20 protein-coding genes are annotated in these 22,332 nt (G+C 72.8%); 9 read left to right on the top strand and 11 right to left on the bottom strand.

All coding sequences use genetic code 11. The features are described from left to right. Window positions 1-254: 254 nt before the first annotated feature. On the bottom strand, window positions 255-548 hold the full coding sequence (locus tag AR3_RS20665) for a gas vesicle protein (RefSeq protein ID WP_067915929.1): 294 nt from the start codon (window positions 546-548) through the stop codon (window positions 255-257). Window positions 549-1,770: 1,222 nt separating this feature from the next. Here AR3_RS20665 and AR3_RS20660 point away from each other — a divergent pair. Then, window positions 1,771-2,118, top strand: coding sequence for a hypothetical protein (locus AR3_RS20660; RefSeq protein ID WP_067915927.1), 348 nt, complete (start codon window positions 1,771-1,773; stop codon window positions 2,116-2,118). Window positions 2,119-2,192: 74 nt separating this feature from the next. Here AR3_RS20660 and AR3_RS20655 read toward each other — a convergent pair whose 3' ends face one another. Next, window positions 2,193-3,326, bottom strand: a complete 1,134-nt coding sequence (locus tag AR3_RS20655; RefSeq protein ID WP_067915925.1) for an ROK family transcriptional regulator — start codon at window positions 3,324-3,326, stop codon at window positions 2,193-2,195. A gap of 148 nt (window positions 3,327-3,474) precedes the next feature. On the opposite strand from AR3_RS20655, the gene edd reads away from it, so the two are divergent. From edd to eda, 3 genes are read left to right on the top strand one after another with little or no spacing between them, the layout of a single operon-like run. Further along, window positions 3,475-5,304, top strand: a complete 1,830-nt coding sequence (gene edd / locus AR3_RS20650) for a phosphogluconate dehydratase (RefSeq protein ID WP_067915923.1) — start codon at window positions 3,475-3,477, stop codon at window positions 5,302-5,304. After that, window positions 5,301-6,281: a glucokinase gene (glk, locus tag AR3_RS20645; RefSeq protein WP_067915921.1), complete on the top strand. Its 981-nt coding sequence runs from the start codon at window positions 5,301-5,303 to the stop codon at window positions 6,279-6,281. The genes edd and glk overlap by 4 nt, the downstream gene beginning before the upstream one ends. Continuing rightward, complete coding sequence (gene eda / locus AR3_RS20640; protein ID WP_067915919.1) at window positions 6,278-6,901, top strand: bifunctional 4-hydroxy-2-oxoglutarate aldolase/2-dehydro-3-deoxy-phosphogluconate aldolase; 624 nt, start codon at window positions 6,278-6,280, stop codon at window positions 6,899-6,901. Before glk ends, eda begins: the two co-directional genes overlap by 4 nt. 86 nt (window positions 6,902-6,987) lie before the next feature. Here eda and AR3_RS20635 read toward each other — a convergent pair whose 3' ends face one another. Both AR3_RS20635 and AR3_RS20630 read right to left on the bottom strand, forming a co-directional pair. Next, window positions 6,988-7,491 (bottom strand): DUF1707 SHOCT-like domain-containing protein, encoded by a 504-nt coding sequence (locus AR3_RS20635; RefSeq protein WP_067915917.1) that lies wholly within the window; start codon window positions 7,489-7,491, stop codon window positions 6,988-6,990. Window positions 7,492-7,498: 7 nt separating this feature from the next. Further along, complete coding sequence (locus AR3_RS20630) at window positions 7,499-8,218, bottom strand: PadR family transcriptional regulator (RefSeq protein ID WP_227023042.1); 720 nt, start codon at window positions 8,216-8,218, stop codon at window positions 7,499-7,501. 403 nt (window positions 8,219-8,621) lie between these two features. Here AR3_RS20630 and AR3_RS20625 point away from each other — a divergent pair, with 403 nt between their 5' ends. From AR3_RS20625 to mug, 3 genes are all read left to right on the top strand, one after another. Continuing rightward, window positions 8,622-11,393: an aconitate hydratase gene (locus AR3_RS20625; RefSeq protein WP_067915948.1), complete on the top strand. Its 2,772-nt coding sequence runs from the start codon at window positions 8,622-8,624 to the stop codon at window positions 11,391-11,393. Window positions 11,394-11,504: 111 nt separating this feature from the next. Next, window positions 11,505-12,224: a sulfite exporter TauE/SafE family protein gene (locus tag AR3_RS20620; RefSeq protein ID WP_067915913.1), complete on the top strand. Its 720-nt coding sequence runs from the start codon at window positions 11,505-11,507 to the stop codon at window positions 12,222-12,224. Between the two features lies 1 nt (window position 12,225). After that, window positions 12,226-12,834 (top strand): G/U mismatch-specific DNA glycosylase, encoded by a 609-nt coding sequence (mug, locus tag AR3_RS20615; RefSeq protein ID WP_067915911.1) that lies wholly within the window; start codon window positions 12,226-12,228, stop codon window positions 12,832-12,834. Here mug and AR3_RS20610 read toward each other — a convergent pair. The 5 genes from AR3_RS20610 to idi form a co-directional block, all read right to left on the bottom strand. Beyond that, on the bottom strand, window positions 12,797-13,234 hold the full coding sequence (locus AR3_RS20610; RefSeq protein WP_067915909.1) for an ASCH domain-containing protein: 438 nt from the start codon (window positions 13,232-13,234) through the stop codon (window positions 12,797-12,799). The two genes, mug and AR3_RS20610, sit on opposite strands and share 38 nt — an antisense overlap. A gap of 341 nt (window positions 13,235-13,575) precedes the next feature. After that, entirely contained in the window at window positions 13,576-14,460 is an 885-nt protein-coding gene (locus AR3_RS20605; protein ID WP_406514802.1) for a carbohydrate ABC transporter permease, read from the bottom strand. Further along, window positions 14,457-15,359 carry a carbohydrate ABC transporter permease gene (locus AR3_RS20600; RefSeq protein ID WP_227023041.1) on the bottom strand — a complete coding sequence of 301 codons (903 nt, stop codon included), beginning with the start codon at window positions 15,357-15,359 and terminating at the stop codon, window positions 14,457-14,459. The genes AR3_RS20605 and AR3_RS20600 overlap by 4 nt, the downstream gene beginning before the upstream one ends. A 117-nt stretch (window positions 15,360-15,476) precedes the next feature. After that, window positions 15,477-16,766 (bottom strand): ABC transporter substrate-binding protein, encoded by a 1,290-nt coding sequence (locus tag AR3_RS20595; RefSeq protein WP_067915907.1) that lies wholly within the window; start codon window positions 16,764-16,766, stop codon window positions 15,477-15,479. 174 nt (window positions 16,767-16,940) lie between these two features. Continuing rightward, window positions 16,941-17,513, bottom strand: coding sequence for an isopentenyl-diphosphate Delta-isomerase (idi, locus tag AR3_RS20590; RefSeq protein ID WP_083951723.1), 573 nt, complete (start codon window positions 17,511-17,513; stop codon window positions 16,941-16,943). A 211-nt stretch (window positions 17,514-17,724) separates the two neighbouring features. Between idi and dxs the strand changes: the two genes are divergently transcribed. Continuing rightward, on the top strand, window positions 17,725-19,653 hold the full coding sequence (gene dxs / locus AR3_RS20585; RefSeq protein WP_067915942.1) for a 1-deoxy-D-xylulose-5-phosphate synthase: 1,929 nt from the start codon (window positions 17,725-17,727) through the stop codon (window positions 19,651-19,653). 446 nt (window positions 19,654-20,099) lie between these two features. Here the strand turns inward: dxs and AR3_RS20580 are convergent, their stop codons facing one another. Both AR3_RS20580 and AR3_RS31600 read right to left on the bottom strand, forming a co-directional pair. Further along, window positions 20,100-20,345, bottom strand: a complete 246-nt coding sequence (locus AR3_RS20580) for a hypothetical protein (protein WP_157406720.1) — start codon at window positions 20,343-20,345, stop codon at window positions 20,100-20,102. A 147-nt stretch (window positions 20,346-20,492) separates the two neighbouring features. Further along, entirely contained in the window at window positions 20,493-20,843 is a 351-nt protein-coding gene (locus AR3_RS31600; protein WP_176579569.1) for a hypothetical protein, read from the bottom strand. Window positions 20,844-21,141: 298 nt separating this feature from the next. On the opposite strand from AR3_RS31600, the gene AR3_RS20570 reads away from it, so the two are divergent. Beyond that, on the top strand, window positions 21,142-22,281 hold the full coding sequence (locus AR3_RS20570; protein WP_067915901.1) for a hypothetical protein: 1,140 nt from the start codon (window positions 21,142-21,144) through the stop codon (window positions 22,279-22,281). Window positions 22,282-22,332: the final 51 nt, after the last annotated feature.

The raw sequence follows: 22,332 nt of genomic DNA, 5'->3' as shown, positions 1-22,332 counted from the left end.
GGCAGGGGCGGCAGTCCCCGTGAGATCAGCGCACCGGCGATCTTTGGCTTGCTCCAGTGTGCGGCGGGCTCGATACCGTTTCAGCAGCGTGATCAAGGCGTCGGAACCGCCTCACGAACGTACGGGGCGACGACGCGGGCAGCCTCGCTCGTCGCCTGAAGAACGAGCGCGGCCGTTCCTCCCTGCCCGCTAAGCCCAGCGCGTCTGCGCCTTTGCACGACCTGCTCGTCCGCACCCGCCTCGCCCGCTGACGGTCACGGCGAAACGCACGTCGGCGCGCATGGACAGCACGAGTGCGGCAACGCCGCCACGGCGGCACCGATATCCACCGAAGGGGCCGGCAGGCGCCGCGAGATCAACGCACCGGCGAACTCGGGCTTGCTCAGATGGGCGGCGGGGCCGACGCCGTCGAGGACGGCGTTGATCAAAGCGCGCAGGGACACCTCGACCAGGTCGACCTCGGCGACGCACATCACCAGGTCGCCGGTGAGGACGCCCCCGCCGGCCGGCAGCCGGTCCAGCAGGTCGACCAGGGAGACGCGTTCCATCGGCGGCCCGGACGGCCCGGTGTCGAAACAGATCCTTCAGCAGCGTGAGCAAGGCGTCGACACGCCTCGGCAGGGGCGACGCCGGATCCGCGTATCCGTCTGCCATGGCCGCCCCCGATGTCGGCCGCCTTCCAAACGCAGGCCTTCTCCTCGGCGATGCCGAGCCGCCGCTCGATCGTCCCGGCGAGCCGGACCGCCCCGACGAACGCCGAACCGGGGTCGTGTGCGGCGGCCTGGCGACTGGTCGAGCGCACGTTGCCCAGATGTAGGTCGCGTCGAGCACGGCTCCGGCGACTTGGCCCCGACCTGTGGCTGCTCGAGCCCTGAAACGGTGTGGCGGCTTGCCGCCTCGGGCCGTGAGCCCCACGTGGGCCGTCCCTTCCAGTGCGGCGAGTCTGCCGGTGCGCCGGGTGTCCCGGGCCGGGCGGCGGTCAGACGGCCGGTGGGAGCAGACCAGGGACGCGTCGCCCGGCGGTCGGCGCGGACAGGAGAGCCAAACGGCCGAGACGCCGCGGTGTTCGATCTTCCAGCCGAGCAAGCCGCCGATGTCGCGCCGGAAGGGACCGCCTGCCGATGCTGACGACCGCCATGCCTGGGCGATCCGGTGCCCGCTAGGTAGCGGAGACTCTTTCGCAAGTTCACCAAGTCGCCGAGTGGACTCCGCAAGGGTTGATCTACGAAGCGGATGTCATGCGTGGGACGTGCAGCCATTCTTCTGAGGTCTTTCAATGACTCGGAAAAGTGTCGCGGGGCTGATGCCGGATTGTCCGCCGCACGCATCGACGTGCCGCTTGTGCTTGCGTCTCCGGCGGGCGCAACGTGTTGACTCGGGCTGATGTGCGCACGTCGCGTGGTCATCGGGCAGTGTCCGGCTGGTCACCTGCGGAGACGCTGTGCGGTCCCGCTGGAGAACGCCCTTGTCGTCATGGAGATCGTGGTCTGCTGCTTCCCGTCCCCACGCAGGCCGCTTTACGGGGGCGGCGTTGGGCCGCCTTCGTCCGATGACCGTGCACCCCGGTGTGCCGCCGCGATGACCCGCCGAGCCATTCGTAGATCAGGGATGGTGCGGCGTCTACCGGAAATTTCCGTTCATCTGCTGGCTGCTTCGCTTGGGCCGATGTTTGTTCGGTTTTGATGGTCTTTGTCTGCTTATCGGCCACTTTCTGGTGGACGCTTAATGGGTGTTCCGATCAGGTCTCGCGTCACAGAGGGGGTACGGACCATGTCCGGCAAGCGACGTCTGAAGGTGCTCACGCCGGTGCTGTTCACCGCTCTCGCCATCGGGCCCGCGGGGGTGGCCCACACAGAGAGCGCCGCCGCGGCCTGTGCGAAGTCCACGTCCGTGAGCGCCGCCGCGTCGGTCACGGCGACGAAGGCGCAGCGGTGTCGCGGATGGCGCGAACGCGCTCGCTACCAGCGGGGATACCGGGACGGGTACCGGCAGGGCTACCGGGACGGCCGCAGGGACTGCCGGAGGCTCCAGCGCTACTCGCGGTACTCGATCGACTGCTACACCCGCGGCTGGACCGACGGGTACGACTCCGGGTTCCGCCGCGGCTGCCGCAGGTGAGTGAACGACCGGGAGGACACAGGGGCATGCCGCCCAGGCATGTCCCTTTCCTGTGACCGCCGCGGCCGGAGGGGTCAGCCGGACTGCGAGGCGAGGGCTGCGTCCACCGCCTCGGGGGCCAGGAGGTGGTCGAGGGTCATGACGGCGCAGCCGATGAGGCCCGCCGCGTCGCCCAGGCGGCTGGGCTCGATGCGCAGCCGGCCGGTGGCCAGGGCGGTGCCGCGCCGGTAGACGACCTCGCGGACGCCCGCGATGAGCGGCTCGTAGGCGCCGGTGAGGTCGCCGCCGAGGACGACCACGGCCGGGTTGAGCAGGTTCACCGCGGCGGCGATCACCTCGCCGAGGCGGCGGCCCGCGTCGCGGACCATGGCGACGGTGGCGGGGTCGCCCGCGCGGGCGCGTTCAGACAGCTCGCCCAGGTCGCGCGCACCGGAGCGGGCGAGCAGGGCGGCGCCGCCCGCGATGGCCTCCAGGCAGCCGAGGTTGCCGCAGCGGCAGGGGATCTCCTCGGCGTCGGGGACGGGCACGTGCCCGATCTCCCCGGCCGCGCCGTGCGCGCCCCGCTGGATGCGGCCGCCCATGATCAGTCCGCCGCCGATGCCGGTGGACACCTTCACGAACAGCAGGTCGGCCAGGTCGGCGAAGCGGGTGCGGTGCTCGCCGAGCGCGGCGGCGTTGACGTCGTTGTCGAGCAGGACGGGCACGTCGAACCGTTCGGCGACCAGCGAGCCGACCTCCGCGCGGTCCCAGGCGTCGGGGGTCAGCCCGACCGGATCGGGGACGGCCAGGCCCGCGCCGCGCACCGACGCGGGGGACAGGTCCGCCTTGGCCAGCAGCTCCGTCCAGCGGTCCAGCAGGCCGGGCACCACGGCGCCGGGGGACAGGTCGGCGGGCAGCTCCACGTCGGCCTGGACGATGATCGAGGCGGCCAGGTCGCACACGGCCGCCTGGCCGCGGGACCGGCCGAGGTTGGCGACCAGCACCGCGCCGCCCGCGGCGTTGAACTCCAGCCGCGCCGGAGGGCGCCCGCCGGTGGACGCGCCGTCGGTCCGCTCGACCAGCAGGCCGTGCGCGATCAGCTCGTTGACCCGCGCCGCCACGGCGGGCCGCGACAGGCCGGTGAGCCGTCCCAGCTCGGCGCGGGTGTCCACGCCCTCCTCCCGGACCAGGCGGAGCACCTCTCCGCAGGTGGAGGGACTTCTACGCATTCCGCCAGTGAAGCACGAGTGCCTTGCGGATGTCCACAGGGCTGAAGTCGGGGACTTTTGTCATGCAACCTGCGTAAGTCTGTTGTCTTAGTTTTCCTTAGCGCGATAGGTTGCGAAGCGATCGTTCTTCCCGGTTCTGGAGCGTTCTATGAGCACCACGCCGCATCCCGTCGTGGCGCGCGTCACCCGGCGGATCGCCGAACGCAGCGCCGAACGGCGCGCCGCGTACCTGCGCCGCATCGCCGAGGCCCGCGCCGCCGGCCCGGCGCGCACCGCGCTCGGCTGCGCCAACCTGGCGCACGGCTTCGCCGCCTGCGGTCCGCTGGAGAAGCTGCGGCTGCGCGGCGACGCCGCCCCCAACATCGCGATCGTGTCGGCCTACAACGACATGCTGTCGGCGCACCAGCCGCTCAAGGACTACCCCGACCGGATCAAGGCGGCGGTCGCCGAGGCGGGCGGCACCGCCCAGTTCGCGGGGGGCGTGCCCGCCATGTGCGACGGCATCACGCAGGGGCGCGCCGGCATGGAGCTGTCGCTGTTCAGCCGGGACGTGGTCGCCATGGCCACCGCCGTGGCGCTGTCGCACGACATGTTCGACGGGGCGCTGCTGCTCGGCACCTGCGACAAGATCGTCCCCGGGCTGGTCATCGGGGCGCTGTCGTTCGGGCACCTGCCGGTCATCCTGGTGCCGGCCGGGCCGATGCCGTCCGGGCTGCCCAACGCCGAGAAGGCCAAGGTGCGCAAGCGGTACGCGGCGGGCGAGATCGGCCGCGACGAGCTGCTGGAGGCCGAGGCCAAGTCCTACCACTCGCCCGGCACCTGCACGTTCTACGGCACCGCCAACTCCAACCAGCTGCTGATGGAGGCGATGGGGCTGCACCTGCCGGGCGCCAGCTTCGTGCCGCCCGGCACCGACCTGCGCGACGCCCTCACCGACGCGGCGGCGCGCCGCGTCCTGGAGCTGACGGCGTTCAAGGGCGACGACGCCTACACGCCCATCGGGGAGATGCTGGACGAGCGCGCGTTCGTCAACGGCGTCGTGGCGCTGCTGGCCACCGGCGGGTCCACCAACCACACCCTGCACCTGGTGGCGATGGCCGCGGCCGCGGGGATCGAGCTGACCTGGGACGACTTCGACGAGCTGTCCGCCGTCACGCCACTGCTCACCCGCCTGTACCCCAACGGCGCCGCCGACGTGAACCACTTCCACGCCGCGGGCGGCACCGCGTTCCTCATCGGCGAGCTGCTGGACGCCGGGCTGCTGCACGAGGACGCCCGCACGGTCGCCGGCGACACGCTCGCCGCCTACCGCGACGCCCCGAAGCTGACGCCGGACGGGCTCGTCTGGGAGCCGGGCCCGGACGCCTCCGCCGACACCTCCGTCCTGCGGCCGGTGGACGAGCCGTTCGACGCGCAGGGCGGGCTGCGCACCGTGAGCGGCAACCTGGGCCGCGCCGTCATCAAGGTCTCGGCGGTCAAGCCCGAGCACCGCGCCGTGGAGGCGCCCGCCCGGGTGTTCGGCTCGCAGGAGGAGCTGCAGCGGGCGTTCGCCGCCGGGGAGCTGGACCGCGACGTGGTCGTGGTCGTCCGCTACCAGGGGCCGCGCGCCAACGGCATGCCCGAGCTGCACCGCCTCACTCCGCCGCTGTCGGTGCTGCAGGACCGCGGCCACCGCGTCGCGCTCGTCACCGACGGCCGGATGTCGGGCGCGTCCGGGACGGTGCCCGCCGCGATCCACCTGTCGCCGGAGGCCGCGGCGGGCGGCCCGCTGGCCCGGCTGCGCGACGGCGACGTCATCCGCCTGGACGCCGACAAGGGCCTGCTCGAGGCGCTGGTGTCCGACGAGGAGCTCGCCGCCCGGGAGCCCGCCGGGGGCGCCGCCGAGCGGGGCGCGTGGACGGGCACCGGCCGCGAGCTGTTCGACGCCTTCCGCGCGGCGGCCGGACCGGCCGAGCGCGGCGCCGGGGTGGTCGTGTGACCGGCGGGCCGTGGCTGGTCGGCGACGTGGGCGGCACGAACGCCCGGTTCGCGCTCGTCGAGTCGCCGGGCGCCGCGCCTTCCAGGGTGCGCGTCCTGCCGACCCGGGACTTCACCGGGCTGGGGGAGGCCGCGGCCGCCTACCTGGCCGAGGAGGACGTGCGGCCCGCCGCCGCGTGCCTGGCGGTGGCGGGGCCGGTCGGCGGCGGCCGCTACCACCTCACCAACGCCGCCTGGGAGCCGGGCACCGTGGGGGACGTCCGCGAACGCCTCGGCCTGCCGTTCGTCGAGGTCGTCAACGACTTCGCGGCGCTGGCGGCGTCGCTGCCGGCGCTCGGCGCGGACGACGTGCGCCCCGTGGGCGGGGACGCGGCGCCCGCGCCGGACGGCACCGCCCCGCTGGCGGTGCTCGGCCCCGGCACGGGCCTCGGCGTCGCCGGGCTCGTCCCCGCGTCCGGCCGCTGGCTCCCCGCCCCCGGGGAGGGCGGCCACGTCGACGTGCCCGCGGCCACCGACGAGGAGATCGAGGTGGCGCGGCTGCTGCGGGCCGAGCGCGGCGCAGCAAGCGCCGAACTGCTGCTGTCCGGGGACGGCCTGGCGCGCCTGCACCGGCTGCTGGGGACCGTCCGCGGCACGCCCCCCGAGCCGCGGACCGCCGCGCAGATCGTCGCCGACCTCGACGACCCGCTGTGCGCGGACGCGGTGGGCATGTTCTGCGCGCTGCTCGGCTCGTTCGCCGGGAACGCGGCGCTCACGCTGGGCGCGCGCGGCGGCGTCTACCTCGGCGGCGGCATCCTGCCGCGGATCGCCGACACGCTGCGGGCCAGCGACTTCCGCGCCCGGTTCGAGGCCAAACCGCCCGTCGAGGGCTACCTGCGGGCGATCCCGACCGCGCTCATCGTCCACCCCTACCCGGCCCTGCTCGGCGCCGCCGCCCATCTCGAGCAGGCGGCCGTCCCTACCCTGGAGACCGTATGAGAACCGAGGAACTGTTCGACCTGGCCCCCGTCGTGCCGGTGGTGGTGCTGGACGACGCCGACGCCGCCGTGCCGCTGGCGCGGGCGCTGGTCGAGGGCGGCCTGCCCGCCATCGAGGTCACGCTGCGCACGCCCGCCGCGCTCTCCGCGATCGAGCGGATCGCCGCCGAGGTGCCGGACGCCGTCGTCGGCGCGGGCACCGTCGTGCGCCCCGAGGACGCCGCGCGCGCCGCCGAGGCCGGGGCGCGCTTCCTGGTCAGCCCCGGCTGCACCGACCGGCTGCGCGAGGCGATGGCCGCGACCGGGCTGGCGTTCCTGCCCGGGGTGTCCACCGCCTCCGAGGCGATGGCGCTGCTGGAGCACGGCGTCACCGCGATGAAGTTCTTCCCGGCCGAGTCCGCGGGCGGCCCCGCCTACCTCAAGTCGCTGGGCGGGCCGCTGCCGCAGGTGCGGTTCTGCCCCACCGGCGGCATCAGCGCCGACAACGCGTCCCGCTACCTGGCGCTGCCGAACGTCGGGTGCGTCGGCGGGAGCTGGATCACCCCGAAGGACGCCGTCCGCGGGGGCGACTGGGACCGCATCCGGGAGCTCGCCGCCAAGGCCGCCGCCCTTCGTCCTTGAGACTCGCGAAAGGAGGCATGGACCGTTGGTTCCGGTCCATGCCTCCTGGGGACGCCTCCTGGGGACGCCTTCTGGAGGCGCTGAGGTCAGGAAGGTTCGTCGGCTCGGCGGGCGCGGCGCCGGGCCGCGGTGAGCGCGACGGCGCGCATCGTCCACACCAGCAGGCCCAGGTGCAGCACCGCGAGCAGGCCCGCTCCCGCGCCCAGGGTGAACGTCGTCACCGTGAAGACGGCCAGCAGCACCGGGAACACGACGTGGCGGCGCCGGTGGCCGTGCACCAAAGTGTGGTGGTGCGCGAACGCCGGATGATGGCGATGGGCGAACGCCGGATGCGGCGCGAAGCCCGGCGCCCAGCCCGGCATGGGCGCGAACGCCGGCACGGACGGCCGGGGGAGGCCCGTCGGCTCGGGGAGGTCGTGGACGACCGCGGCGAGGTCGCCGCGCGTCTTGGCGGCCAGCGTCGCGTCCAACCGCTGGTCGAGCTCCTCGCGGGTCAGCCGCCCGGCCGCGAAGTGGTCGTGCAGGGCCTTGGCGACGGCGTCCCGTTCGGCGTCGCCGATGCGCAGCCGGTCGGAGTCGGTACGGGGCACGGCGCCGTCACTCCTCACCGTCGTCGCCGCCGTCGTCGCCGTCCTCGGCCAGGATCCGGTACAGGTCGCGCCGCGCCTGGGCCAGGACGTCGCGCGCCCGGGCGACCTGGTCGGGCGAGCCCGAGTGCACGATCTGCATCAGCGCGGCCCCGGTCTGCGCGGCCTGCTTGAACAGTTCGGGGACGCCCTCGCCGAAGTCGGGCGTCATCGCCGCCCACGGCTCGCGCAGCTCGTCGGCGTGCGCGTCGACGTAGGCGCGGCCCTCGTCGGTCAGGTGGTAGACGCGGCGGCCCTCGCCCTCGTCACCGCGGATCAGGCCCTCGTCGACCAGCTGCTGCAGCGCCGGGTACACCGCGCCGGGGCTGGGCCGCCAGGCGCCGCCGCTGCGTTCGGCGATCTCCTGGATGATCTGGTAGCCGTTGCGCGGCTCCTCGGCCAGCAGCGCCAGGATCGCCGCCCGCACGTTGCCCTTGCGCGCCTTGGGGCCCTTGGCCCACGGTGCGCCTCGTCCCCAGCCGCCGCGGCCCCACGGCGCGCCCGGCCCCCACGGGCCGCCTCCCGCGCCGAAGACCCAGCCGAACCCGGGGAACTCGCCGCGCGTCCACGTGGCGCAGTGGGCGCCGCGCCCCCACGCCGCGGCGTGCGCCGCCGCGACGGCCGCCTTCGGCACGACCTTGGCCGCCGCCAACGCCGCCCACGGCCACTCGGACCCGTACCTGGCACCCAATGTTCTCCACCGCCTTCCACAAACTCTCGATGATCTCTCGCGATACGACAACGATATATCGAAGACGTACGGAGCGGCCAGCGGGTTCCCGGCGGCGAACCGCGCGGCGGGATGCAAGTAGCTCGATGTCGAGATAAATTAGGAGGTGGCTTGACGTCGAGAGAAAAAGCCGCGGAAGTTGGGCGGCCCCGGGTCCCGGCCAGACCCGCGCCTAGGGCAGGATTCTGGTGAGGGGCCGAGCGTCCCGCCGCCCCGGACCGCGTCCCGGGACCCCAGCCGGTCCGGCCCCGGACCGGCACGGCGTCCCCGGCGGCGGCCGGGAGCCAGAACGAGTGACAAGGATCGACGACGCCGCGCAGTCGCGTCTCGGACCGGACGCGCGGTGGTGACGGAGGAGGAGTCCGTGTCCGCGAACAGCTTCGGCAGCCGCAGCACCCTGCGGGTGGGCGACAAGTCGTACGAGATCTACCGGCTGGACGCCGTCGAGGGCTCGGCCCGGCTCCCGTACAGCCTCAAGGTGCTGCTGGAGAACCTGCTGCGCACCGAGGACGGCGCCAACGTCACCGCCGACCACATCCGCGCCCTCGCCGGCTGGGACCCGAGCGCGCAGCCGAGCCGGGAGATCCAGTTCACCCCGGCCCGCGTGATCATGCAGGACTTCACCGGCGTGCCGTGCGTGGTCGACCTGGCCACCATGCGCGAGGCCGTGCGGGACCTGGGCGGCGACCCGTCCCGGGTCAACCCGCTGGCCCCGGCGGAGATGGTGATCGACCACTCCGTCATCGTCGACTACTTCGGCTCGCCGGACGCCTTCGAGCGCAACGTGCAGCGCGAGTACGAGCGCAACCGCGAGCGGTACCAGTTCCTGCGCTGGGGGCAGACCGCGTTCGACGAGTTCAAGGTGGTCCCGCCGGGCACCGGCATCGTCCACCAGGTCAACATCGAGCACCTGGCCCGCGTGGTGTTCGCCCGCGACGGCGTCGCCTACCCCGACACCTGCGTCGGCACCGACTCGCACACCACCATGGAGAACGGCATCGGCGTGCTCGGCTGGGGCGTCGGCGGCATCGAGGCCGAGGCCGCCATGCTCGGCCAGCCGATCTCCATGCTCATTCCGCGGGTGGTCGGCTTCAAGCTCACCGGCGAGCTGCGCCCCGGCACCACCGCCACCGACCTGGTGCTGACCATCACCGAGATGCTGCGCCGCCACGGCGTGGTCGGCAAGTTCGTGGAGTTCTACGGCGAGGGCGTGGCCGCCCTGCCGGTCGCCGACCGCGCCACCATCGGCAACATGAGCCCCGAGTTCGGCTCCACCTGCGCCATCTTCCCGATCGACGGGCAGACCCTGGACTACCTGCGCCTGACCGGCCGCTCCGAGGAGCAGATCGCGCTGGTCGAGGCGTACGCCAAGGAGCAGGGCATGTGGCTGGACCCGGCCGCCCAGCCCGACTTCTCCGAGCACCTGGAGCTCGACCTCGGCACGGTCGTGCCGTCCATCGCCGGCCCCAAGCGCCCGCAGGACCGCATCTCCCTCGCCGAGGCCAAGCAGACCTGGCGGCGGGACGTGCGCAACTACGTCCCCGACGGCAGCATCCAGGGCCCGACCGACGAGGCGTCCGCCGAGTCGTTCCCCGCGTCCGACTCCCCGGCGATCTCGCACGGCTCCAACGGCGACAAGCCGCGCCCGCACGGTGAGAACGGCGGGCAGCGCCCGCACAACCCGGTGCGGGTGACCCTGGCCGACGGCACCGAGTTCGAGCTCGACCACGGCGCCGTCGTCATCGCCGCCATCACCTCCTGCACCAACACCTCCAACCCGTACGTGATGGTCGGCGCGGGCCTGCTGGCCAAGAAGGCGGTGGAGAAGGGCCTGACCCGCAAGCCGTGGGTGAAGACCTCGCTGGCCCCCGGGTCGCAGGTCGTCACCGGCTACCTGGAGCGCTCGGGCCTCGCGCCGTACCTGGACAAGATCGGCTACAACCTCGTCGGGTACGGCTGCACCACCTGCATCGGCAACTCCGGCCCGCTGCAGGAGGAGATCTCCAAGGCGATCAACGACGCCGACCTGGCCGTGGTGTCGGTGCTGTCCGGCAACCGCAACTTCGAGGGCCGGATCAACCCCGACGTGAAGATGAACTACCTGGCCTCGCCGCCGCTGGTGGTCGCCTACGCGCTCGCGGGCACGATGGACATCGACATCCTCAACGACCCGATCGCCGAGGGCGCCGACGGCCCGGTCTACCTGCGCGACATCTGGCCGTCGATGGAGGAGATCAAGGAGATCGTCGAGGGCTCCATCGGCCAGGACATGTTCCTGCGCGACTACGCCGACGTCTTCAAGGGCGACGAGCGCTGGCGCGAGCTGCCCATCCCCACCGGCGACACCTTCGAGTGGGACCCGGACTCCACCTACGTGCGCAAGGCCCCCTACTTCGACGGCATGGGCCTGGAGCCCGACCCGGTCTCCGACATCCGCGGCGCCCGCGTGCTGGCCAAGCTCGGCGACTCGGTCACCACCGACCACATCTCCCCGGCCGGCGCCATCAAGGTCGGCACCCCCGCCGCCCAGTACCTGCAGGAGCACGGCGTCGAGCCCAAGGACTTCAACTCCTACGGCTCGCGGCGCGGCAACCACGAGGTGATGATCCGCGGCACCTTCGCCAACATCCGGCTGCGCAACCAGCTGCTGGACGGCGTCGAGGGCGGCTACACCCGCGACTTCACCAAGCCGGACGCCCCGCAGACGTTCATCTACGACGCCGCGCAGAACTACGCCGCCCAGGGCGTCCCGCTCGTGGTCATCGCGGGCAAGGAGTACGGCTCGGGGTCGTCCCGCGACTGGGCCGCCAAGGGCACCGCGCTGCTGGGCGTGCGCGCCGTCATCGCCGAGTCCTTCGAGCGGATCCACCGTTCGAACCTCATCGGCATGGGCGTGCTGCCGCTGCAGTTCAAGGAGGGCGAGTCGGCCGAGTCGCTCGGCCTGACCGGCACCGAGACCTTCGACATCATCGGCATCGAGAAGCTCAACGAGGGCGAGACGCCGCGCGAGGTCACGGTGAAGGCCGACGACAAGGAGTTCACCGCGATCGTCCGTCTCGACACCCCGGGCGAGGCCGACTACTACCGCAACGGCGGCATCATGCAGTACGTGCTGCGCAACCTGCTGCGCAAGTAGGCCGCGCCGCGTGGCACGGGCCGTCCCCCGGCTGCCGGGGGACGGCCCGTCCCGTTTCGGGACGCCCGCCGAAACCCCATCGGACCGGTGGGGTTGTAGCGTTCCGGGGTCATGCCTGATCTTGATTTCGTCGTGGTCGGCGGTCTGGCGGTGCTGGCCGGCGCGATCGTGCAGAGCAGCGTCGGCCTCGGCGTGGGACTGGTCGCCACGCCCGTCATCACGCTGCTGTTCCCCTCCCTCATGCCCGGCGCCGTCCTGGTCGCGGCGGCCGTGCTGCCGCTGGCGACGCTGGCGCGGGAGATGCGCCACGCCGACCTGCGCGGCCTGCGCTGGGCGTTCGGCGGCCGGCTGGTCGGGACCCTGCTGGGGGCCTGGGTGGTGGCCGTCGTTCCCGCCGACGCGTTCGGCGCGTTGATCGGCGCGGTGGTGCTCGCCGCGCTCGCGGCCGGCGCCTGGACGGGGACCGTGCCCCGCACCCCCGCCACCCTCACCACCGCCGGGCTGGTCGCGGGCGCCACCGGAACCGCCTCGGGCATCAGCGGACCCCCGATCGCGCTGCTCTACCAGCGCGAGAGCGGACCGCGCGTGCGCGCCACCCTCGCCGTGTTCTTCACCGTCGGCGCCGTGCTGTCGCTGGCCGCCCTCGCCGCGGCCGGGCAGCTGCCGCGCGAGCAGGTCCTCGCCGGGCTGGCGCTGATCCCGTTCGTGCTCGCCGGATTCGTCGCCGCCGGGCCGCTGCGCCGCTACCTGGACGCCGGGCGCACGCGCATCGCCGTCAGCCTCGTCGTGGGCGCGTCCGCCCTCTCGCTGATCGTCCGTAGTGTGATGTGACGTGACGACGCGACGCCCCACCAAGGCCGACCTCGAGGCGGCCCGCGACCGCGAGATCCCCGACGTGCTGCCCGCCGACGGAACGCCCCTGCGCGTGCTGTTCTGCGGCATCAACCCGAGCCTCTACTCGGGCGCGACCGGCCACCACTTCGCCCGCCCCGGCAACCGCTTCTGGCCCGCCCTGCACCGCTCCGGCTTCACCGACCGGCTGCTGGCCCCGGCCGAGCAGCACCTGCTGCCCTCCTACGGGCTCGGCATCACCAACCTGGCGTCCCGCGCCACCGCCCGCGCCGACGAGCTGACCGACGAGGAGCTGCGCGAGGGCGGCCGCCGCCTCGTCGCGCTGGTGGAACGCCACCGCCCCCGCTACCTGGCCGTCCAAGGGGTCACCGCCTACCGCACCGCGTTCGGCAGGCCCCGCGCCCGGATCGGCCCGCAGGACGACACGATCGGCCCGGCCCGCGTGTGGGTGCTGCCCAACCCCAGCGGCCTCAACGCCGGGTGGCCCCTCGACAAGATCGCCGACGAGCTCGCCCGCCTCCGCCGCGCCGTCGAGGCGGACGAGCCGCGGGTCAGGTGGGACGGTCGGCGGACGCCGAGTCGAGCATGAGCTCGACCTCGGCGACCAGGGTGGGATTGGGCTCCCACAGCCCGGGGCGGCCGAGGGCGACGATGGGGCGGGGCAGGGCCCGCACGTCGGCCAGACGCCAGTGGTGCGTCGACGGGGCCGCCCACGGCCCGCAGTCGCACGGCTCGCCGCGCACGGCGGCCGAGCACACGTCGTCCAGGCGGGCCACCGCGATGACCGCGCCGAGCGTCGCCAGCGGGTCCCGCGGGTCCCAGCCCGCGGCCTGGATCAGCGGGGAGTCGCAGGCCTTGAGGTCGACCCGCATGGACGCGTGCACGAGCAGCGGCCCGCGGTAGGCGGTGGACGCCTCCTGGTTGGAGACGGTCTTGCCGCCCCGGGCGATCGCGAAGGCCCAGGGCTGCTGGACGCTTATCGCCTGCACGCGGTCACCTCCCGTGCTCGCCGGCATCCGTCGTCGCCGGGCCGTCGTGCGTCGTCGCCGGGCGGTCGCGGGCGAGGCGCCCGGTCCGCGGCGCGGGATCCGGCTCCGTCGGCGCGCCGCCGCCGGAGCGTCAGGCGACCATGGCGGCCGATCATCGCGGCGAGGTCGGGTCGTGTCGGGTCACGGTGGGTCGTCCGGTACGGGAGGCCGGTCGGGGCCGGCGTGGTGATCGGTTCGCACCATGATTCGCCATCGGCGCCGAACCGGCAAGGAGGAGCCCTGAGATTCTCAGGAAACACTCAGGGGGGACAAAACGTGCACGGCGCCGCGTACGGGCCCCGTCAGCCCTTCAGCGCTCCCGCCATCAGACCCCGCATGAAGAACCGTCCCAGCAGCAGGTACACCAGCAGCGTGGGCAGCGACGCCAGCAGCGCCGACGCCATCTGCTGGTTGTACTGGACGGCCACCGCGCCCGAGCCCGCGGTGTTGTTGAGCAGGACCGTCACCGGCCAGCTGTCGGGCGCGCCGAGGAACACCGCGAACAGGAAGTCGTTCCACATCGCGGTGAACTGCCAGATCAGCGTCACCGCGAACGCCGGGCCCGACACCGGCAGCACGACCGACCAGTAGGTGCGCAGCAGCCCCGCGCCGTCCACCCGCGCCGCCTCGATCAGCTCGTCCGGCAGCGTGACGTAGTAGTTCCGGAAGATCAGCGTGCAGATCGGGATGCCGTACACCACGTGCGCCAGCACCAGCCCGCGGACGGTGCCCACCAGCTCCATGTCGGTCAGCAGCCCGGCCAGCGGGATCATCACCGCCTGGTACGGGATGAACATCCCGAACAGGAACAGCGTGAACACCGCGTCGGCCCCGGGGAAGCGCCACTTCGACAGCACGTAGCCGTTCATCGAGCCCAGCGCGGCCGAGATGAGCGAACCGCTCACCGCGATCTTGACGCTGTTCTCCAGGCCGGGCCGCAGCGACTCCCAGGCCGCCCGCCAGCCGTCCATGCTCCAGTCGCGCGGCAGGCTCCACGCCGACGACGGGTCGGCCTCCTGCAGCGACTTGAAGCTGGTCACGACCAGCACGTACACGGGGATCAGGAAGAGCACCACGAAGGCGAGCAGCACCGCGAACCGCACGCCCCGCAGCACCCGCGGCCGGGCCGGCAGGCGCCGTGCCGCGTCCGCGCCGATCCGCCGCCCCACGCTCGTCTCCGCGCTCACCGGTCACGCTCCGCCCGTACCGACCACACCAGATAGGGGATCACCAGCAGCGCCACCGCCAGCAGCAGGTAGGTGGCGATGGTGGCGCCGTTGGCGGGGTCGTGCCGGTCGAACACCTCCACGTAGGTGGCGATGGCCGGCACGTAGGTGATGATCTGCTTGCCCGCGATCGCCATGATCAGGTCGAACACCTTCAGCGAGATGTGCCCGAGGATGATCAGGGCGGACAGCGTCACCGGCCGCAGCTGCGGGAACACCACGTACCGGTACACCTGCCACTCGGAGGCGCCGTCCACCCGGGCCGCCTCGCGCAGGTCGTCGGGGACGCCGCGGAACCCGGCCAGGTACAGCGCCATGACGTAGCCGGTCATCTGCCAGATGGCGGGGACGGCCATGGCCGCCATGCCCCACGTCCGGTTCTGCCACCAGTCGTTGGCCAGCAGGCCCAGCCCGATCCTGTCGAACAGCTGGTTGAGGCCGACGGCGCGTTCGGGCGGCGCCGGGTTCATCAGCCACCGCCACACCACCCCGCTGGCGATGAACGAGATCGCCATCGGGAACAGGTAGACGGCCCGAAAGCCCGCCTCCGCCTTGATCCCCTTCTCCATGAGGAACGCCAGGAACGCGCCGAGCAGCAGCGCCCCGCCGACGAACACCACCGTGAACAGCAGCGCGTGCCGCACCGCGGGGGGCCAGCTCGGATCGCTCCACAGGTCGACGAAGTTGCGGCCCTTGTCGAAGCCGTACGGGGTGACCTCGTCGTGGCTGCCGCTCACCGCCACCCGCATGTTCCAGAAGATCAGCCCGTAGACGAAGACGCCGATCGCGATGATCGACGGGGACACCAGCAGCAGGCCCGGCAGCCACTTCTTGCTGCGTCGCGGCCTCAGCGTCGCCACGCGGGCGCCCTCCCAACGTGTCGAGGGGTCGGTTCCGAGGGGTCAGTGCGGAGCGGTCGCGGGGCGCCCCCGGCGGGGCGCGCCCCGCGACCGCTCACGGGGTCCTTCCGGCGGATGTCACTGGCTGCTGTTCTTCGCCGCCTCCACCAGGGCGGCCTGGAGCTTGCCGACGTTCCTGTCCTGCAGGAACAGGCCCACGGCGGTGTCGATGTCGGTGTGCCACTTCTTGTTGGCGGTCACGCCGTGCCAGAACGAGCCGGCCAGCTTGATGCCGGGCTTGTTCCACTCGTTGATGGCGTACTCCAGGTACCCCTTGTAGAGGCTGCGGTCGGCGTCCTTGCGGGCCGGGATCGATCCCTTCTTGGGGTTGAACAGGTCCTGGCCCTCCTTGCTGGCCACCTCCTTCAGCCAGGCGATGGCGCCCCCGCGGTGCGGGGCGCCGCGCGGCAGCGTGAAGCTGTCCGACAGCCACATGTAGGTGCCGTCGGTGCCGGGGGCGGGCGCGTACTTGAAGTCGGTGTCGAGCTTCTTGCCGAGCCCGTTGGGAGCGGGGTTGACGAAGTAGCCGTACGCCCAGTCGCCCATGATGTTGAACGCGGCCTTGCCGTCGACGACCGCCTTGGCCGCGCCCTGCCAGTCGGTGGACGCCGCCTCCACGGTCGTGTACTTGAGGATCTCGGCGAAGTCGGTGAGGGCCTTGGTGACCGCGGGGCTGCTCCAGTCGGCGCCCGGCTTCCACAGGGCGTTGTAGGCGTCCGTGCCGAGGTCGCCCAGCAGGACGTTCTCCAGCAGGTGGTCGGCGGTCCACTGGGCGCCCAGCGACAGCGGCACCTTGTCGGTCTTCTCCTTGACCGCCTTGAGCGCGTCGATGAACTCCGCCACCGTCTTCGGCGGCCCGGACAGCCCCGCCTCCTTGAGGATGCCGGGGTTGTACCAGAGCACGTTGGACCGGTGGATGTTCACCGGCACCGAGTAGATCTTGCCCTGGTAGGTGATCTGCTGGAGCAGCTGCTCGGGATAGGCCTGGCGGAGGTTGTTCTCGTTGTAGAAGTCGTCCAGCGGCTCGATCTGCCCGGCCTTGATGTAGTCGAGCAGCTCGGCGCCGGCGTGGCCCTGGAAGGAGTCCGGCGGCTTGCGGTTCTGCAGCCGGCTGGCCAGCACCGCCTGCGCCTGGGTGCCCGAGCCGCCGGCGATGGCGGCGTTGACGAACTTGATGCCCGGGTTCTTCTTCTCGAAGTCGGCCTTCATGGCCTCCAGGCCGTCGGCCTCACCCGGGCCGGTCCACCAGGAGAACACCTCCACCTGGGACGCGTCGCCGCCGCCCTCGTCGTCGCTCCCGCCGCAGCCGGACACGGTGAGCACACCGCTGAGGACCACGGCGGCAATCGCTTTCCACCGTCCACGCATCGTTCGTCCCTTCGGTAACCCCGAAACCAAGCGTCCGGTCGGATCGCGGGACGGGTCAACAGCCGACGCCGAAAAGTGATCACCCGGTTATCCGGGCGCCTCGTCGCGGGGCCGCCGCGGCGCCGACGGTTGCGCGGGCCGGTGCGGGCGGGCGCCGGGCCCGCCCGGCGGCGGTCACCAGGGAAGGGCGGGCGGGAGCGCGTCGGTCCCGGCGTCCGGCCAGTCCAGAGGGGCGCCGAGCGGGGCCAGCTGGGCCATCTGCAGCCGGTACCAGGGGGAGGAATCGGGCCGCTCGGCCAGCTCCAGGCAGCGGTCCCAGGTCCACCACTCGGCGGTCTCCACCTCGTCGGGGTTGGGCGTGATCGGCCCGGACGTGATCGCCCGCACCACGGGGCAGCGCTCGTTCTCCACGACCCCGTCGGCCGCGGTGGCGCGGTAGCGGAACGCGGGCAGCACCGGCGTGACCGACTCGGCCGTCGCGCCCAGCTCGGTGGCCAGGCGGCGCCGGACCGCGGCGCGCAGCCCCTCGCCGGGCGCGGGGTGGCCGCAGCAGCTGCCGGTCCACACCCCCGGGAAGGTGCGCTTGCCCAGCGCCCGCCGCGTGATCAGCACCCGTCCCCGCGGATCGACCAGGAAGCAGGAGAAGGCGAGGTGATAGGGGGTGTGGCGATGATGGCTCGCCGCCTTGGGGGCCCGACCGGCGACCTCGTCGGCCTCGTCGAGCAGCACGATTTCCTCCACCATGATCTCATTACTATCGTCTCGGGCCGTGACCGGGAGTGAGTTGTCCCTCACCGGCGTGCCCCGCCGAAACGGTGAAATGGGATGATCTAGCGCAAATTCGATGTCCGTGTCGCGGGGGGCGGCGCGCCCTCGGCGTGGCGCGGACCAAGCACCACTAAACTCGGACGGGCCCGGCGAAGGGGCGAAGAGGCCCCCGATGGAGGAGTTGACGCGCGTGACCCTGCTGGAATCGATCACAGGTCCGGCGGAGCTCAGGCGACTGGACGCCGCGCAGTTGCCCCGGCTCGCGAGCGAGATCCGGGAGTTCCTGGTCGATGCGGTGTCCAAGACGGGCGGGCACCTAGGGCCCAATCTGGGCGTCGTGGAGCTGACCATCGCGCTGCACCGGGTCTTCGACTCGCCGCGCGACAGGATCCTCTTCGACACCGGCCACCAGGCCTACGTCCACAAGCTGCTGACCGGGCGGCACGACTTCAGCAGGCTGCGGCGGCGCGGCGGCCTGTCGGGGTACCCCAGCCAGGCCGAGTCCGAGCACGACGTCATCGAGAACTCGCACGCCTCCACCGCCCTGTCGTACGCCGACGGCCTGGCCAAGGCGTTCCAGCTGCGCGGCGAGACCGACCGCGCGGTGGTCGCGGTGGTCGGCGACGGCGCGCTGACCGGCGGGATGTGCTGGGAGGCGCTGAACAACATCGCGGCGGGCCCGGACCGGCCCGTCATCATCGTCGTCAACGACAACGGCCGCTCCTACGCGCCGACCATCGGCGGGCTGGCCAGCCACCTGGCCGAGCTGCGGGTCACCCAGGGCTACGAGAACGCCCTCGGCCTGATCAAGAGGACGGTGCCGCGGGCGCCCGTGGTCGGCGGCGTGGCCTACGAGGCGCTGCACGGCATCAAGAAGGGCCTCAAGGACGTCCTGCAGCCGCAGGCGATGTTCGAGGACCTCGGCATCAAGTACGTCGGGCCGATCGACGGCCACGACATCGAGGCGGTCGAGCGCGCGCTGCGCCGCGCCCGCCGGTTCGGCGCCCCCGTGATCGTCCACTGCATCACCCGCAAGGGCCAGGGGTACGCGCCCGCCGAGAACCACGAAGAGGACTGCATGCACGGCGCCGGGGCGTTCGACCCGGCCACCGGCCGCGCGGTCGCCAAGAAGAGCGGCCCGAGCTGGACCAAGGTGTTCGGCGAGGAGATGGTGGCCATCGGCGCCGAGCGCCCCGACGTGGTGGGCATCACCGCCGCCATGCTGCACCCGGTCGGGCTGGCGCCGTTCGCCGAGGCCTACCCCGACCGCATCTACGACGTCGGCATCGCCGAGCAGCACGCGGTCACCTCGGCCGCCGGGCTGGCGCTGGGCGGGCTGCACCCCGTGGTGGCCGTGTACGCCACGTTCCTCAACCGGGCGTTCGACCAGGTCCTCATGGACGTGGCGCTGCACCGGCTGCCGGTGACCTTCGCCCTCGACCGCGCCGGCGTGACCGGCGACGACGGCCCCAGCCACAACGGCATGTGGGACCTGTCGATCCTGTCGCTGGTGCCCGGCCTGCGCATCGCGGTGCCTCGGGACGGCACCCGCCTGCGCGAGCTGCTCCGCGAGTGCGTGGCGGTCGACGACGGCCCGACCGCGATCCGCTACCCCAAGGGCACGGTGAGCGAGGACGTCGAGGCGGTCGACACCGTCGGCGGCATGGACGTGCTGGCCCGCCACGACGGCGCCAACGGAAGCCACGTGCTGGTGGTCGCCGTCGGGTCGATGGCGGCGGTCGGCGTGGGCGTCGCCGAGCGGCTGGCCGCGCAGGGCATCGGCGTGACCGTCGTCGACCCGCGCTGGGTCAAGCCGCTGGACGAGGCGCTGGTCGACCTGGCGGCGCGGCACCGCATGGTGGCCGTGGTGGAGGACAACGGCCGCACCGGCGCGGTGGGCGACGCGGTGGCGCGGCTGCTGCGCGACGCGGGCAACGACGTCCCGGTGCGCACGTTCGGCATTCCGCAGGAGTTCCTCGACCACGCCGCGCGCGGCGAGATCCTCGCCGACATCGGGCTGACCCCGCAGGACCTGGCCCGGCAGATCACCGAGGCCGTCACCGCGCTGACCAGCGCCGCCGAGCCCGACTCCGCCCCGGAGGACATCGCGTCGGAGTGACCCGGCGGCAGACCGGCCCGCCCGCACGCCGACTGCGGGAATGCCGCGTCCCGCCCCAGGCCACTGGCGGCGCTCCGGACCTGGCAACGGCCGCAGGCGCACGCGGCGCGCCCTTCTCAGGAGCCGTGTTCGATCTCGGGCGCGGCGCCGCCCGGCTCTAGGTGACGTCCGCGTCCGTCCGGTCGTCGGTGGCGCCCTGGATTCGGCGATGGGGCCTCAGGCACGTACGTAGTGCCGGCTTCTGGAGCCGTTCTGTCGTGGGGTGGGACGCCGCACGGTCTGGGTGACGTCCGTGTTCCGTCCGGTCGCCGGTGGCGTTCCGGGCATGGGGATGGGCCCGGGCACGGACATGCCCGGGGCCGCACTTCGTCCTCGCGAAGCGCGGTCCCGGGTGCGCGTCGGCTCGGGCGCCGTCGGTGTCGAGTTCGGGCGGGCCCGCGAGCCCGTCAGACGCTGGTGGTGCTGAGGATCTCCCGCTTGACCACTCCCTTGGGGCCGGCCTTCAGGAAGATGTCCCTGAACAGGACCCGCCCCCGCTCGTCGACCAGCGACTGGCGGATGTGCAGGTACGCGCCGTGCCGGGTGGCCTTCTGGGAGACGACCTTGAAGGCCGCGTCGGCGTGGGCTGCGGCGGGCGCGCCCGCCAGCGCGCCGAGGACGGCACCCGTGGCGACCGCGATGCGGAACGGCATGGACATCATGACGACTCGCTTTCGAATGCGTCGGATGGGCCGTGCGAGGCCATGAACGAGGCGGTGGTCCCGCCCGCGCGGGCGCGGACGAGACCACCGCAGGGATGCGAATCCCGTGACAACGCGCGGTTGTCAGTTGATCTCGTGTCAGTTGACCCGGGCGAACGTCTTGAGCTTGGCAACGCCCTTGGGGCCGGCGAACAGCTTCTGCGCCTTGAAGAAGGCCCCGTCGTCGAACCCGCGGTTGCCGAAACCGCCGAAGCCGCCGCCGAAGCCGCCGCCGAACCCGCCGAAGCCGCCGAAGCCGCCGCCGAAGCCGCGGTTGCCGAACCCGGCGACCACCTTCTGAGCGGCGACGCCCTTGATGCCGGCGAACTCCTTGTTCTTGACGAAGAGGGTGCCGTGGCCGCGGCCGTCAGCCATGGCGGCGGACGGAGCGAGCACCGCAGCACCAACGGCCGCGAGGCCAATGATGGAGATGCGTTGCAGCGTGTTCATGAAGATTCTCTCCCTTCGCCGTGAGCGGATGCGCCGCGACACGGCTCGGTAGTCGCCGCTGGACCGTCCGGTCACGGTCCGTTGCGTACCTTCACCCCGACAACTACCCCATGGAGTGGCTACAACACAGAGCGTAGGTAATAACCGCTTTTTGTGCTCATGGGGTCGGGATGGCGTGCATGTCCGGTCGCGTCCGGTTCATGATCACGATTTTCGTCGCGCCGGTTTGTAGGTGATCAACTGCGGTGAGTAATCAAGCGAGGGTGATCATGAGCCCGATGCGACGGAAGGAACGAACATGAGCGTGCGGACGACAGGCGCCGGCCGGGCGGCCGGCGCGCTGCGGGCAGCGGTTCCCGCGCTGGCGGCGGGCCTGATGATCGCGGGGGCGGCGCCGCCCGCTGCGGCCGAGGAGGCACCGGTCGGGTGCTCCGGCGGCACCGGGGACACGGCCGCGCTGGTGCGCGCGATCCGGGCGGGCGGCACGATCAAGCTCTCTCCGGGCTGCACCTACACGCTCCGGCGAGCGTACGGCCCGTACTCCGCGCTGCCCACGATCACCAGGAACACCGCGATCGAGGGCCGGAACGCCACGATCGCCTACACCGGGTGGGAGCCGGTCCGCTCGTTCTTCGACATCGGCACCGCGGACCAGGCGCGCACCGGCACCCCGTCCGCCTGGCCGGACGTCGACGCGCTGCTCGGCCCTGCGTACGCCCCGCCGAGCGTCTCGATGCCGAAGGTCGACGTCCCGAACGGCGGCCTGCTCGGCGGAGCGGTCTCGTCGATCAAGGAGCCGGGCGGCCTGCGCCGCGCCGGCGCCCGGGGCGCGGCGGCCGAGCCGGCGGCCCCGGATCGGCTGCGGTTGGAGGTGCGCGACCTGCGGCTGGTCGCCCGCGGCGGCGGTCCGGCCAGGGCCGTCACCGTCCGACGGGAGGCGAGGGTGTCGCTGGTGAACACCTCGCTGAACAGCGGCGACCGCAGGGCCGGGACCGCCGGGGCGCGGCCCGGCGTGGAGATCGTCGGCGAGGGCGACCAGCGGTGCGTCGTGCGCGGCGACGACCGGTCGTTCGTCATGGACGTCCGGTCGCGGGCTCCGGGCCAAGACAGCGTCAGCACGTCCGACCGCTCCGTCGAGCTGCAGGCCACCGTGACCCGCGAGTCCTCGTGGGGCGGCGGGACGGGCAGCGTGCTGTCGCTGCCGCTGGGCGCCCTGCCGTGGACGGACTGGCCGGCCGCCGGCATCGGCGCCGTCGACTGGGCCGCGGACGGCCCCGGCATCGGCGGACTGCTGGCCCTGGGCCTGGACGACGACATGGCGACGGACGCCCGGTCGTGCCCGGCGTGGATCAGCGGCCGGCAGATCTCCGTGTCGCCGACGACGGGGCCCGTCCAGGACGGCTACGAATGCTGCGCCTGGACCGGCGGCACCGGCTGACGCCGCGCGGCCCGCGCCCGCGACGCAGCCGGAGGCCGCCGGTCGCGGCGC

The sequence above is a fragment of the Actinomadura rubrobrunea NBRC 15275 genome, from assembly GCF_001552235.1.
In the GTDB taxonomy this organism is placed as follows: domain Bacteria; phylum Actinomycetota; class Actinomycetes; order Streptosporangiales; family Streptosporangiaceae; genus Spirillospora; species Spirillospora viridilutea.
This window is presented reverse-complemented; position numbering and strand designations above follow the sequence as displayed.